This is a genomic window from Streptomyces sp. NPDC029956 (assembly GCF_055574655.1).
Genome location: NZ_JBVHZJ010000064.1, coordinates 37,476 through 51,539 on the forward strand (window position 1 = coordinate 37,476; position 14,064 = coordinate 51,539).

Sequence of the window (14,064 nt, forward strand, 5' to 3'; positions counted from 1 at the left end):
ACATCAAGGGGGGTCAAACCCTCGGCGGATGTTGTCCGATTCCTTGACAGCCCGATTCGCCCCTCCCAGACTCTCCCCCGAAGCGCCCGTGTTAACGCGAACATCGAAGGGTGACACCTCCGCGACACACGGCGCTCGTCCAGGCCTCGGCGTGCGCGTTCCCGCCCCCGGCCGGCTCCCCGCACCCTCCGGTGCCACCGGCCGCCCCGCCTCGCCCTCCCTTTGCCCCCTCCCCACAGCCACGAGGTACGCGATCATGCGACGCACTCCCTCGGGGACGTTCACGGTGCTCACCGCGCTCTGTGCCGTCCTCTTCTCCCTGCTCGGTTCCCTCCTCGGCCCGGTCGGCACGGCCCGGGCCGCCACCGCGACCGTCACCAACGCCACCACGTTCACCGACCCGGCGGGCAACCCCGTGCACGCCCACGGCGGCGGAGTCGTCAAGGCCGGCTCGTACTACTACTGGTTCGGCGAGAACCGGAACGCCGACAACACCTTCCGGTACGTCTCCGCCTACCGCTCCACCGACCTGCGGACCTGGGAGTTCCGGAACCACGTCCTCACCCAGAGCACCGACCCCGAGCTGCAGTCGGCCAACATCGAGCGCCCCAAGGTCATGTACAACGCGGCCACCGGGCAGTTCGTGATGTGGATGCACAAGGAGAACGCCACGGACTACGGCGAGGCGCGCGCCGCGGTCGCCGTCTCCTCGACCGTCGACGGCGACTACACCTGGCTCGGCAGCTTCCGCCCGCTCGGCCACATGTCCCGTGACATCACGACCTTCGTCGACACCGACGGCGCGGGCTACATGATCTCCGCCGCCAACGAGAACGCCGACCTCCACGTCTACCGGCTGACCGCCGACTACACCGGCATCGCCTCCCAGGTGCAGAAGCTCTGGCCCGGACAGTGGCGCGAGGCTCCCGCCCTCTTCCAGCGCGACGGCGTCTACTTCCTGCTCACCTCCGGCGCCACCGGCTGGTCCCCCAACCAGCAGAAGTACGGCACCGCGACCAGCGTCACCGGAAGCTGGAGCGGCCTGAAGGACATCGGCGACGGGACGGCGTACGGCTCCCAGACCGCCTACGTCCTGCCCGTCCAGGGCACCGCCGGTACCTCGTACCTCTATCTCGGCGACCGCTGGGGCAACTCCATGGGCGGCAACGTCAACGACTCCCAGTACGTCTGGCTGCCGCTCCGCTTCCCCACGAAGACGACCATGACCATGGACTACTTCCCGCAGATCACCGTGGACACGGCGACCGGCACGGTGAAGGGCCTCGGCAGCTGGGAGACGCTCACGGCCGCGCACAGCGGCAAGTGCGCCGACGTCGCCGACCGGTCCACCGCCGACGGCGGCGTCGTCATCCAGTGGAGCTGCGGCGGCAACAGCGTCAACCAGCAGTTCTGGCTCCGGAGCGTCGGCAGCGGCCAGGTGCAGATCGTCGCCCGCCACAGCGGCAAGTGCCTGACCGTGAGCGGTGGTTCGACCGCCGACGGCGCCGCCGTGGAGCAGTACCCCTGCGACGGCCGGCCCGGGCAGCGGTGGAGCGTGACCGGCGCGAGCCCCGGCGTCCAGCTGGTCGCCGTCCACAGCGGCAAGTGCCTCGACGTCACCAACACGTCCACGGCCGACGGCACCGCGCTCGTCCAGTGGACCTGCAACAGCGGCACCAACCAGCGGTGGAGCCGCACGGCGGCCTGAGCACCGCCGTACGGGCACGCCCGCCCGAGCCCTGACCGCGCCCGGGCCCGACCGTCCGGGCAGGCCCGTCCGACGCGCCCGCCCGACCGTCTGAGGTGCCCGTCCGACCACGCCCGCCCGGGCCCGCCCGTCCGGCCACGACCGCCCGCGCCCGCCCGTCCGACCACGCCCGCCCGTCCGACCACGCCCGCCCGGGCGCGTCAGTCCCGTGTCCCTCCGAGCACGTCCGACCCACGCCATCGCACCCCCAGGGAGTGACCACGTGCAGCCCTCCTTCGCCCGAAGCGCCTCCGGGCGACGCCGGAACACCCGGCTCGGCGCCCTCGCCGCCACCGCCGCGCTCGCCCTGCCCGCCGTCGCCGCCGCCCCGGCGGCCTCCGCGCCCACGGCGGCCGCCGCCGCGGGCGAAGCGCTGACCGTCCGGCCCGACCCCAGCTACCAGCAGCCCGCCTTCGAAGGCTGGGGCACCGCCCTCGCCTGGTTCGCGAACGTCACCGGGGGATGGCCCGACGAGCGGCGCAACGCCCTCGCGGACGCCCTCTACGGCGCGGACGGCCTCGGATTCACCGTCGCCCGCTACAACATCGGCGGCGGCGACAGCCCCGAGACCGCCCCCTACATGCGCGCCGGCGGCGCCGTACCCGGCTACTGGAACCGGCCGGGAGCCGAGTCCCCCGACTGGTGGGACCCGAACGACCCCGCCCACTGGAACGACGCGGCCGACGCCAACCAGCGCTGGTGGCTCTCCGCCGCCAAGGCCCGCGGCGCCGACACCTTCGAGGCCTTCTCCAACTCCGCCCCGTACTTCATGACCCGCAGCGGGCTCGTCTCCGGTGCGACCGACCCCCGGCAGGACAACCTCCGCGCCGACCAGTACGAGCGGTTCGCCGCCTACCTCGCCGGCTCCCTCAGGCGGGCGGAACAGGGCTCCGGCGTCACCTTCGACTCGATCTCCCCGGTCAACGAGCCCAACACCGACTACTGGCGGGCCGGCGGACGCCAGGAGGGCTCCCACTGGGATCCCGCCTCGCAGGCCCGGATGATCAGCACGCTGCGCGCCGCCCTCGACGCCCGCGGCGACACCACCCCGATCGCCGCCATGGACGAGACGAACCCGTCGACGGCCCGCGTGAACTGGGAGCAGTACGCACCCGCCGTCCGCGACTCGGTGGGCAGGATCAACACCCACACCTACGGGACGGGCGGGCGCACCGGGGTCCGTGACATCGCCAAGGGCGAGGCCACCCCGCTGTGGATGTCGGAGGTGGACCTCGGCGGCAGCGTGCCGCAGAGCTTCACCGACATGAGCCCGGGTCTCGACCTGGCCCGCCGGATCAACGACGACATCAGGGAACTGGAGCCCAGCGCCTGGGTGCTGTGGCAGGCCGTCGAGGACTACGAGAACATGACGCCGGGCCGCGAGAACTCCAACTGGGGCCTCATCCAGACCGACTTCACCCCCGCCGACGCGGCCACCGAACCGATCCGCAGGAACAAGAAGTACGGGGTGATGGCGCAGTACAGCCGGTTCGTCCGGCCCGGTGCCCGCGTCCTCGCCACCGACGACCCCGACACCCTCGCGGCGGTACGGCCCGGAGGGCAGGGACTCGTCCTCGTCCACACCAACCGGAGCGGATCCGACCGTGAACTCACCCTCGACCTCGACGGTTTCGGGACGGTCGGCGGGAACGTCGAGCGATACACCACCGACGCGACCCGGGACGTCCAGCGGGGTACGGACCTCGCCACGGCGGGCAGGACGCTGAAGGCCACCGTCGGCGCCGGCTCCGTCACCACCTTCGTCCTGCCGGGGGTCACGGGAGTGAACACCGCCGCGACGAGCGCACCCGTCGGCGCAGCCCGGCAGATCCTCAACGACCACAGCGGGATGGCGCTCGCCGTCACCACCGTCGCGGGCCGGGACCTGCCGGTGCAGCGCACATCGAACCCGGCGGACACCGCTCAGCAGTGGACCTTCGCCAAGCTCTCGGCGACCGACTGGGGCAGTGCGGCCACGTACCGCGTCACCAACGCCCGGACGGGCAAGGCGCTCACCGTGACGTCCGGGTCACTCGGCTTCGCAGCCCCCGGAACCGGCGCCGAACAGCGGTGGATGCGCTCCACCACGGGCGACGGACACGCCACCCTCGTCAACAGCGCGTCCGGCCTTCTCCTGGACGTCTTCGGCGCGGCGACGCACGACGGGGCGGAGGCGGGCGTCTACCGGCCGACGACCGGGGCCAACCAGTCGTGGACCTTCCGCCCGGCCGCGTCCGACACCTGGCGGACTCCGGTGTTCCGGCACAGCTCCAAGTGCCTCGACGTGACGGGTGCCTCGACGGCCGACGGCACCTCCGTCGTGCAGTACGGATGCAACGGGGGAGCGAACCAGCAGTGGGCGCTCCGGCCGGCCGCGACCGGCCATGTGAACGTGGTCGCCCGGCACAGCGGCATGTGCCTGGACGTCAGCGGCGCTTCGACCGCCGACGGCGCCCAGGTGTTCCAGTACACCTGCAACGGCGGCCGGAACCAGGAGTGGGCGGTACGGCAGGCCGCCACCGGCCACATCACACTCGTGGCGCGACACAGCGCCAAGTGCCTCGAGGTGCCGGGGTCTTCCACGGCGGACGGGGCGGCCCTGCGCCAGTCCGCCTGTACCGGCGCCACGAACCAGCAGCTGCGGTTCGGCTGACGGACGCGGCGCGGCCGCGCACGCCGAAGGGGCGGCGTCCTCCGACATCCGGTCGGAGGGCGCCGCCCTCGGGCGGTCCGCATCAGAGGCTGCGGGCGGTGATGTCGCCGTAGGAGGTGGTGGCGTGGATGTTCAGGCCGGCGGCGGCGCCGTCGGTGTTGGCGAGGGCGTTGTGGACGCGGCCGTAGGCGGTGCCGGCGTCGAGGGTGGCGGAGACGCCGCGGGCGGCGCCGACCGTGATGTCGCCCGCCGCGGTGCGCAGGACGACGGTGCCGCCCATGGCCTCGGCGATGCGGAGGTCGCCCTTCTGGGTGCTGATCTCGGCGGAACCGCCCAGGCGGCCGACCGTGATGTCACCGGCGAGCAGGGTGATGCGGGCGCTCGCGGTCTCGTCGAGCTTGACCGGACCCTGCGCGGCCTCGAAGACGACGTCGCCGAGGCGGCCGACGCCGCGGAGTTCGGCGGCGGCGGTCTTGGCCTCGACGCGGGACCCGGCCGGGAGCTGGACGGTCACCTCGACCGATCCGGGGTCGCCGAGGATCTTGTTCTTCGCGGGGGCGGCGGTGATCCGCAGGACGCCGTCGGTGAACTCGACCGCGACCTGCCCGGCGGCCTTCACGTCGGAGCCCTTGGCGGCGTTCGCGGGACGGATGTCGACGGTGACGTCGTCCCGGTCGGCGGCGATGAGCTGGATGCGGCCGGCGGGGATGTCGAGGACGGTGGTGAGGGCGGCGGTGGCGGTGAACGTCTGCATGATGCTTCTCCTTCGTGGGGCGGCCCCGCTCTCGGGGCTCGCTGTTTCCGATGAGAGAAAAGCTACGTTGCGTTCATGGGGCTGGCAACAGGTTCGTTGCACAGGAATCCCGTTATCCCAGGCGAGGGGCGCAATTTCATTGCAATGGGTCTGCGTGTAACGCAACACGCCTCTCGTCAATCGTTGCAATGAACTGGCGGTGAACGCTATAGTGCGGTCTCCGAGGACCATGAAGGAGGCCCGATGCCGGGAGGCAGGCTCACCCAGCAGGAACGTCAGCAGATCGCGCTGGGACTGGCGGACGGCCTCGCCTATGCCGAGATCGCCCGGCGTCTCGACCGTCCGACCTCGACGGTCACGCGTGAGGTCATGCGGAACGGCGGCCCCACCGGCTACCGTTCCGACCTCGCCCACCGGGCCACCGGGCAGCGGGCCCGCCGCAAGCAGGTCACGTCCCGGGACGCGAAGGCGCCCGTGCGGGCCGACGGGCGCGACGTCGAGGCGGTGCGCGAGTTCGAGGAGATGTTCACGACCGTCCTCATACAGTCGGGGACGCCGAAGATGATGGCCCGGGTGATGGCCTGTCTCTGTGTCACCGACTCGGGCAGCCTCACCGCGTCGGAGCTCGTGCAGCAACTCCAGGTCAGCCCGGCGTCGATCTCCAAGGCCATCGCGTTCCTCGACGGCCAGGGGCTCGTCCGTCGGGAGCGTGACGAGCGCCGTCGTGAGCGCTATGTGGTCGACGACGACATCTGGTACCAGTCGATGATCGCCAGCGCCCGCTCCGCTCTCCAGATCGTCGAGACCGCACGCCAGGGTGTGGGCGTCCTCGGTTCCGGCACGCCGGCCGGCGCCCGCCTCGAGGGCATCGCCCGCTTCCTCGAGTTCGTCTCCGAGAGCACCGCACGGGCCGCGGAACAGGCCCGCTCGATACTTTCCACGAAGCCCGCGCCGGCGACGCCCCCGACAGTGCCCCCGACGGCGCAGCCCGCGCCGACGACGCCCCCGATAGTGCCCCCGACGGCGCAGCCCGCGCCGACGACGCCCCCGATAGTGCCCCCGACGGCGCAGCCCGCGCCGACGACGCCCCCGGACGGCTCGGCCTGAACCGAGGGTTGCGGATGCGGACGGCCGGCGCCCCGATCCCTTCCGGGGATCGGGGCGCGGCCGCCGAGAAGCCTGCTCCGCCGGGAAGTCCTACTCCTCCGTCGGGCCGAGGTCCGGCGTCGCGCGGAACGTGACCGTACGCGCCCGGTGGCCTGCGTGGAGTTCCAGGACGACGAGCTCGTTCCTGCCGGAGCGCAGCACCGGGGCGGGCACGTACAGGGAGCGCTGCGGCCCCCGGGACCAGTAGCGACCCAGTGGGAAGCCGTTGATCCAGGCGTTGCCCTTGGTCCAGCCGTCCAGGTGGAGGAAGGTGTCGGCGGCCTCGTCCACCTCGAAGCGGGCCCGGTGGAAGGCCGGCCCGACGGGCGTCGCCGTGCCGGGGGCGAAGGGGATGCCGGCCGGGTCGGCCAGGGGGAGGGGGCGGTTGGTCCAGCCTGCGAGTTCGGCCCCGTCCAGGAGGACCTTCCCGAGCAGGCCCTTGCGGTCGTGGATGCCCTGCCCGTAGTTCACCCGCCCCTGGTTCTCGACGAGGACGGTGAGGGCGCTGCCCGCCCTCGGCACGGTGAACGCCAGTGCGTGCTCGTGCTGTTCGCGCTCCAGGACGCCCACGGGCTGCCCGTCGACGAACACCTGGGCACGGTCCCGGACCTGCTCGATCTCCAGGAGCGCAGGCCCCCTGACGGGCAGCGTCGTCTCGTAGAGGACGAACCCGAAGTCCTGCTCCAGCTCCTCCATCGTGAGCGGGCGGCGTGACTCCACGGTCGACGGGGAGAGCGCGGCCGCGTGCGGCAGGAGCTCGGCGCTCTCCGTCAATACGACGGGGGGAAGGGCGAGTTTGGGGCCGGGGGCGGGTGCCGGCTCGCTGGGAACGGGGGCGTACTTGGCGATGACGTCACGGAACGCCGTGTACTTCGCCGTCGGGTCGCCGGCCTCGTCGAGCGGGGAGTCGTAGTCGTAGGACGTGACGGTGGGGCGGTAGGTCCCCTTGTCGTTCGCGCCGTTGGTGAAGCCGAAGTTGGTGCCGCCGTGGAACATGTAGAAGTTGACGGACGCGCCGGTGGCGAGCAGTTCGTCCAGCTCCCGGGCCGCCGCGTCCGGGTCCCTGACGACATGGTGCGCGCCCCACCGGTCGAACCAGCCGATCCAGAACTCCGATGTCATCAGCGGGCCTTCGGGGCGCTGCGCGCGCAGGTCGGCCAGGTGGTGGGCGGAACGGCTGCCGAAGTTGGCCGTGGCGAGGACCCCGGGCAGCGCGCCGCGCTCCAGGTCCACCGGCTGGTCGCAGGTGAACAGGGGGACGTCGACCCCGCAGCGGCGCAGGGAGGCCGCGAGGTGCTCCAGATAGGCGGTGTCGTCGCCGTACGCGCCGTACTCGTTCTCGACCTGTACGGCGAGGATCGGGCCGCCCTGGGAGGCGAGGTGCGGCCGGAGCGGTGTGAGCAGGCGGGTGAGGTAGTCGTCGACGGCCGCCAGGAACCGGGGATCGCGGGAGCGCAGCCGTATGTCCGGTTCGGCCAGCAGCCAGGACGGGAGTCCACCGCCCTCCCACTCGGCGCAGATGTACGGGCCGGGCCTGAGCAGGACGTGCAGCCCTTCGGCGGCGGCGAGTTCGACGAAGTGCGGCAGGTCGAGGCCGCCGTCGAGCCGGAAGGTGTCGGGGCGCGGCTGGTGGAGGTTCCAGGGGACGTAGGTCTCGACGGTGTTGAGCCCCATGAGCCGGGCCTTGCGCAGGCGGTCGGCCCACTGTCCGGGGTGGACCCGGAAGTAGTGCAGTCCGCCGGACAGGAGCCGGAAGGGTCGGCCGTCGAGCAGGAAACCGGCCTTGTCTGTCTCGAGAACGGGCATGGGGTGGCGGCTCCTGTGCTCGGGGATTGCTGCTAGGACTATGTTTACGTAAACATCTTCGTAGGGCAAGCCCCTTCGGTACGTCGACGGTCCGGGGGTGGAATTCGGGCCCGGCTCTTGACGGCGGAGCGTTCGGGCGGTCTCATATGTCGCATCACGTTTGAACGTGTTGAGTTTTGGGTGTTTGTGGCCCGCCGGTCGCACCCCTCGTCGGCGCCCCGCCGCCCTGCTGTCCGTCACCTCCGGACCCCTCGCCTCCGTGTCATCCGATCCGTTCTCGTGCCGCCCGGTACGCCTCCGTGCCGTCCGAGCACCTCACTGCCATCCGAACCGTTCCCGCGCCGGGCCGGTCCCTCGTCGTATGTGACCGGCACCAAGGAGATCCCGCAGATGTCCCGTACCTCCCGTCGTCGTGCCGCCGTGGCCGCCACCCTCCTCGTGGGCCTCGGGCTCACCACCGCCTGCTCGTCCGGCAAGGCCGAGTCCGGCGACTCCGCCGGGGCGGCCGCCGCCCCCAAGTCGGGGAGAATCTCCCTGACGTACCTTCAGAAACAGGGTGACCAGGAGTACTTCGTAGGCGAGGCCGCCGGAGCCAAGGCCAGGGCCGCCGAGCTCGGCATCGACCTGAAGGTCGTCAACCTCGGCAACGACGCCAACAAGACCGTCAGCGAGGTCCAGGCCGCCATCGCCCAGAACACCGACGGCGTGATCGTCGTCGTCCCCGACCCGGCCGTCGGCCCCCAGGTCGTCCGCACCGCCCGCGACGGCAAGGTCGCCCTCCTGACCTCCGACGACCAGATCTGCGCCACCGGACCCGACCCGGCCGCCTGCGCCGAGGCGGACCTCGTGCCGCGGATCGGCTTCAGCGGGGCCCAGATGGGCGGCGAGGTCGGCAAGCGGGCGGCCGCCGAGTACGCCAAGGCGGGCTGGAAGGCGTCCGAGACCAGGATCATCTCCGCCTGGAAGCAGGACGTCACGGTGTGCGGCGACCGGGTGAAGGCCGCGCGGACCGCCTTCGACGCGGCCGTCCCCGGGGTGGAGGCCGTCGACGTCGCCACCGACAACACGCCCACCGGCGCACAGGACAGGGTCGCCGCCACCCTGACGGCCAACCCCGGCGTGAAGAACTGGATCGTGTGGGGCTGCAACGACGAGAACGTCGCCGGCGGCGTCACCGCCCTCACCAACGCCGGCCTCGGCCCGGACCGGGTCATCGGCGTCGGCCTCGGCGCGTACCTCGCCTGCAAGGAGTGGGGCTCCGGCAGGCCGAGCGGCATGAAGGCCGCGCTCTTCATCAACGGCGAGGACGTCGGCACCCTCGCCGTCCAGACCATGTACGACAAGCTCAAGAACGGCAAGGAGTTCCCGGCCGAGGGCTTCGCCCCCACCACGATGGTCGACGCCGCCACCTGGAAGTCCTCCGGGCTGACCTGCGGTTGACGGCTGCTCGGAACGGCCGGGAGCTCGACACGGCCGGTCCGCCCGTGTGCTCGACACGGCCGGTCCGCCCGTGTGCTCAGCGCCGCCGGTCCGCCCGTGCGCGAACGACCCAACGGCTCTCGCCTCCGCCCGACTTCGTGCGAGCCACCCCTCCGACGCGTCCCGGCCCGCCCCCGTCCCCCGCTGCCGGCGGGTCGGGACGCCCCCACCCGAACCGCACGCGGCATGCGCGCCACGGTCCGCATGCCCCCTGCGCCCCGCCCTCCTGCCCTCTCCCGCCACCCCCGCGAGGTCCCCGTATGACTCCCGCACGCAGCCCGTCATCCGCCGCCCCGCCGGTGCTCGCCGTCGACGGCATCGTCAAGCGCTTCGGCGGCGTCCAGGCACTCGGGGGCGTCACCCTCGACTTCCCCGCCGGCCGGGTCACGGCCCTGATGGGCGAGAACGGCGCCGGCAAGTCCACCCTCCTCAGGATCCTCACCGGCGACCACACGCCGGACGAGGGCCGGGTGCTCGTCGAAGGGCGGGCCGTCACGTTCGGCTCGCCGGCGGCCGCCCGCGCCGCCGGAGTCCGGGTCATCCCGCAGGAACCCGAGATCATCCCGCACGTCACCGTCGCCGAGAACGTCTGGGCCGGGGCGCTGCCGCGCCGGCGGGGCAGGTTCCTCGACCGCCGTGAGCTCGTCCGCCGGGTCACGGCGGACCTGGCGGACCTCGGCTTCTCCGACGTCCTCGACCCCCGCCTCCTCGGCGCGCAGCTGACTCCGGCCCAGCGCCAACTCGTGGAGATCCTGAGGGCGTTGACCGGGGAGGTGCCGCCACGTCTGATCGCCTTCGACGAGCCGACGTCCTCGCTCTCCGAGCACGAGGTCGACGCACTGTTCGGCCTCATCGGCCGACTCCGCGCGGAGGGCATCGCCCTCGTCTACGTCTCCCACCGGATGCGCGAGATCTTCCGGCTCGCCGACCGCATCGCGGTCCTCAGGGACGGAGTTCCGGCGGGCGTGGTGGAGGCCTCGGAGACCGACGAACGCGCCCTCGTCCGGCTGATGGTCGGCCGCGACCTGTCGACCATGTTCGTACGGGAGCGGCGACGGGAGGGCGAGCGGCCCGGCGACGTCGTCCTCGACGTCCAGGACGTCAGCACCGACGACGTCCGCGGCATCACCCTCCAGGTCCGCGCGGGGGAGGTGGTCGGCCTCGCCGGCCTCGTCGGCGCCGGCCGCTCCGAACTCGCCCTGGCGCTCGCCGGGGACCGCCCGATCCGGCAGGGCAGGGTCGCCGTGGACGGCGTACGGCTCCGGGGCGGACGACCCGGCGAGGCCATCCGTGCCGGACTCGGACTCGCCCCGGAGGAACGCAAGGCGCAGGCCCTCTTCCTGCACCGGTCGATCCGCGACAACACCGCGCTCGTCGTCCTGGACCGCATCCGCCGCTTCCGCTTCGTGCGCCGTGGGGCGGAACGCGCACTCGCCCGGGAGTACGTCGCCCGCCTGCGGGTCCGTACGCCCTCCGTCGAGCAGGAGGTCCGCACGCTCTCCGGCGGCAACCAGCAGAAGGTGGTCCTCGCGCGCTGGCTCGCCAGGAAACCCAAGGTCCTGATCCTCGACGAGCCGACCCGGGGCATCGACGTCGGCGCGAAGGCCGAGATCTACCAGATCGTCGCGGGCCTCGCCGCCGAGGGCGTCGCCGTCCTCGTCATCTCGTCCGAACTCCCCGAACTGCTCGGTCTCTCGGACCGCGTGGTGGTCATGCAGGGAGGCAGGATCACCGGCGAGCTCGACCACGCCGACGCCACCGAGGAGGCCGTCCTCGCCCTCGCCATGGCGGACGACCTGACACACCCGCCGGCCGACGACCCGACGCACCGGCCTGCCGCCACCCCCACCCCCACTTCCGCCCCTGGAGCCCCCTGATGCCGTCCCTCACCACCGACCCCCGCCGCCCGACGGCCGACTCCCCGGGGCCGGGTGCCCGCCCCGCCGGGCGCGGCGGGGTCCTCGCCAGGGTCGGCGGCCAGAACCTCGGTCTCGTCGGGGCCCTGCTCCTCGTCGTCGTCCTCTTCGGCACCCTCGACGAGAACTTCCTCAGCCTCACCAACATGCGGGTGATCGCGGAGGCCGCGACCATCACCGGCCTGCTCGCCGTCGTCCAGACGGTCGTCGTCATCTGCGGCGGACTCGACATCTCCGTCGGCTCCCAGGTCGGAGTCGCCTCCGTCGTCAGCGCCATGGTCTTCACCAGCACCGGACCGAACGCCGTCGTCGGTGTGGCCGCGGCCCTCGGCGTCGGCGTCCTGGTCGGTGTCCTGAACGGGCTCGTCATCGTCCACGGCCGGGTCAATCCGACCATCGCCACCCTCGCCGGCCTGGCCGCGTACAAAGGTCTGGCACAGCTGCTCTCGGACGGCCGCGCCCAGGGGTACGTCCTCGACGACGACCTGTTCGTGTTCCTCGGCCGGGGCAGCATCGCCGGGCTTCCGGTGATGGTCTGGATCCTCGCGGTCGTCGCCGTCGTCGTGCACGTCCTCCTCACGTACACCGACGTCGGCCGCAACATCTACGCCATCGGCGGCAACGCCACCGCCGCCCGGCTCGCCGGCATCCGCATCAACCGGTACCTGATCGCGGTGTACGCCCTGATCGGCATCGTCGCGGCGGTCGCCGGCATCCTGCTCACCGCCCGCACCGGATCCGGGCAGCCCACGTCCGGCAGCGAGGGCCTCGAACTCAAGGCCATCACGGCGGCGGCGCTCGGCGGCTGCGCCCTGCGCGGAGGCAAGGGCGGCATCGGCGGCACCCTCCTCGCGGTCGCGCTCCTGGGCTGTCTGGAGAACGGTCTCACCGTGCAGGGCATCAACTCCTTCTGGCAGAACGTCGCCCAGGGAGTCCTGCTCGTCGTCGCGGTGGTCGTCCAGCAACGCCGCACCGGCGAACGCGCGGTCGGCCTTCCCGACTGACCGCAGGCGGTCAGCCCTTCTCCCCGGTCAGGCCGGTACCGGTGCCGGCGCCCGCGTCGGCACCGGGCAGGCCCCGATCCGGATCCCGGTCACCGCGCTGACGTACCGGGCACCGCACCCGTCGGAGGGGACGACGAGCTGGGCGCACCTCGACGTGCTGAGGGGCGCCGGGCTCGTTACGCTGCGCAAGGAGGGGCCATGCGGGCCATCAGGCCGGCGCGACTCCCTGACCAGGCCCGACAGCCTGGCCCGACCCGCAGGCCCGATCCCCAGGCCCGACATCCAGGCCCGACTCCCAGGCCCGATCCCCAGGCCCGACATCCAGGCCCGACTCCCAGGCCCGACACCCTGGCCCGACCCCCAGGCCCGGCTCGCCGAAGAGGCCGAACGAAGCGAGAAGCCCTGATGACGATCCCCCCGACGCCCATGGACACCGTCACGCTCGAGCGGCGCATCGCCGCCCGTCCCGAGACCGTCTTCGGTTTCCTCGCCGACCGGGAGAAGTGGCTGTCGTGGATGGGCGTCGACGGCTCGTTCTCCTTCGAGCCCGGCGGCTCGTACCGCACCCGGGTCACCGGCGAGGACATCGCCTCCGGGCGCTTCATCACCGTCGACCCGCACCGGCGGATCGTGTTCAGCTGGGGCTGGGAGTCCGGTCCCGTGCCCGTCCCGCCGGGGTCCAGCACGATCGAGATCACCCTCGCCCCCACCCCGGACGGCACCCTTCTCCGCCTGATCCACAGCGGCCTGCCCTCCACGGAGGCCTGTGAGGCCCACGCGGAGGGCTGGCAGCACTACGTGGACCGGCTCGCGACCCGCGCCGAGGGCGGCGACCCGGGGCCGGACGCGTGGCTACGGGACAGGCCCGAGGGCGGGCGGAACGCTCCGGAGGGCGAGTGGAACCCCTTCGAGGGCTGAGCGCCCGACGCGGGTGCGGGGTCAGGCGCCCACCGGTACCGGCGCGCGGCCCGGGGACGCGGCGCCCCGTTCGCGGACCAGCCGGAGGCCGAGTCGCAGGTACGCGCCGAGGTCCGCGCGCGGGGCCTTGCGGACGAGCTGGCGGATCGCCTGCATGGCCTCCCAGGCGGAGGTGTGCGCCAGGGACCCGCCCCAGGTCTCACCGAGACCGTCCGAGAGATACGCGCTGAACCCGAGCTGAGGGGCTTCCGCCCGGCGCCGCTCCTCCTCGTGCGCGTCCAGAGCCCGTACGAAGAATCGTTCCGCCTCTACGGGGGGAAGAGCGGAACGGATGATGCGCAGGTACGGCGCGACAAGCGACGCGACCTCGGGGCACTCCCCACCGGGAACGACCGTGTCGTGGCGAACGGGAGCGGCGTCGTGTGCGCGTGTCTGAGTCATGCACCTATCGATACGTCATCTCATCCCAGGAACGTCCATGGCGCGCCCACGCACGACACCGGTTCGCCCCACGGAGGCAGGGGAGCCCCGGGGGGGGGGGGGGGGGGGGGGGGGGGGGGGGGGGCTGGGGGGGGGGTGGGGGGGGGGGGGGGGGGGGGGGGGGGGGGGGGGGGGGGGGGGGGGGCGGGTTTTTGCGGGGG

At 72.6% G+C, this 14,064-nt stretch carries 9 protein-coding genes and 1 pseudogene; 7 read left to right on the top strand and 3 right to left on the bottom strand.

Going from position 1 to position 14,064, the window contains the following annotated elements; genetic code table 11:
- Nucleotides 1-256: 256 nt before the first annotated feature.
- Both ACZ4XX_RS34350 and ACZ4XX_RS34355 read left to right on the top strand, forming a co-directional pair.
- A complete protein-coding gene (locus ACZ4XX_RS34350) occupies nt 257-1,708 on the top strand; it encodes an RICIN domain-containing protein (protein ID WP_468511766.1) in 1,452 nt (483 codons plus the stop codon).
- A 262-nt stretch (nt 1,709-1,970) separates the two neighbouring features.
- Nucleotides 1,971-4,400: an RICIN domain-containing protein gene (locus ACZ4XX_RS34355; RefSeq protein ID WP_468511767.1), complete on the top strand. Its 2,430-nt coding sequence runs from the start codon at nt 1,971-1,973 to the stop codon at nt 4,398-4,400.
- An 82-nt stretch (nt 4,401-4,482) separates the two neighbouring features.
- On the opposite strand, the gene ACZ4XX_RS34360 is transcribed toward ACZ4XX_RS34355, so the two are convergent.
- The gene (locus ACZ4XX_RS34360) at nt 4,483-5,154 is read right to left on the bottom strand and encodes a DUF4097 family beta strand repeat-containing protein (RefSeq protein WP_468511768.1); all 672 of its coding nucleotides are present in this window, start codon (nt 5,152-5,154) and stop codon (nt 4,483-4,485) included.
- A gap of 243 nt (nt 5,155-5,397) precedes the next feature.
- On the opposite strand from ACZ4XX_RS34360, the pseudogene ACZ4XX_RS34365 reads away from it, so the two are divergent.
- Nucleotides 5,398-6,123 (top strand): annotated as a pseudogene (locus ACZ4XX_RS34365) (helix-turn-helix domain-containing protein); the annotation flags it as partial.
- A gap of 228 nt (nt 6,124-6,351) precedes the next feature.
- Here ACZ4XX_RS34365 and ACZ4XX_RS34370 read toward each other — a convergent pair.
- A complete protein-coding gene (locus ACZ4XX_RS34370; RefSeq protein WP_468511769.1) occupies nt 6,352-8,106 on the bottom strand; it encodes a beta-galactosidase in 1,755 nt (584 codons plus the stop codon).
- Nucleotides 8,107-8,496: 390 nt separating this feature from the next.
- Here ACZ4XX_RS34370 and ACZ4XX_RS34375 point away from each other — a divergent pair, with 390 nt between their 5' ends.
- From ACZ4XX_RS34375 to ACZ4XX_RS34390, 4 genes are all read left to right on the top strand, one after another.
- Entirely contained in the window at nt 8,497-9,546 is a 1,050-nt protein-coding gene (locus ACZ4XX_RS34375; RefSeq protein ID WP_468511770.1) for a substrate-binding domain-containing protein, read from the top strand.
- Between the two features lie 299 nt (nt 9,547-9,845).
- Nucleotides 9,846-11,462: a sugar ABC transporter ATP-binding protein gene (locus tag ACZ4XX_RS34380; protein ID WP_468511771.1), complete on the top strand. Its 1,617-nt coding sequence runs from the start codon at nt 9,846-9,848 to the stop codon at nt 11,460-11,462.
- Nucleotides 11,462-12,505 carry an ABC transporter permease gene (locus tag ACZ4XX_RS34385; protein WP_468511772.1) on the top strand — a complete coding sequence of 348 codons (1,044 nt, stop codon included), beginning with the start codon at nt 11,462-11,464 and terminating at the stop codon, nt 12,503-12,505. Before ACZ4XX_RS34380 ends, ACZ4XX_RS34385 begins: the two co-directional genes overlap by 1 nt.
- Before the next feature lie 405 nt (nt 12,506-12,910).
- A complete protein-coding gene (locus ACZ4XX_RS34390) occupies nt 12,911-13,423 on the top strand; it encodes an SRPBCC family protein (RefSeq protein WP_468511773.1) in 513 nt (170 codons plus the stop codon).
- Nucleotides 13,424-13,444: 21 nt separating this feature from the next.
- Here ACZ4XX_RS34390 and ACZ4XX_RS34395 read toward each other — a convergent pair whose 3' ends face one another.
- The gene (locus ACZ4XX_RS34395; protein WP_468511774.1) at nt 13,445-13,864 is read right to left on the bottom strand and encodes a hypothetical protein; all 420 of its coding nucleotides are present in this window, start codon (nt 13,862-13,864) and stop codon (nt 13,445-13,447) included.
- Nucleotides 13,865-14,064: the final 200 nt, after the last annotated feature.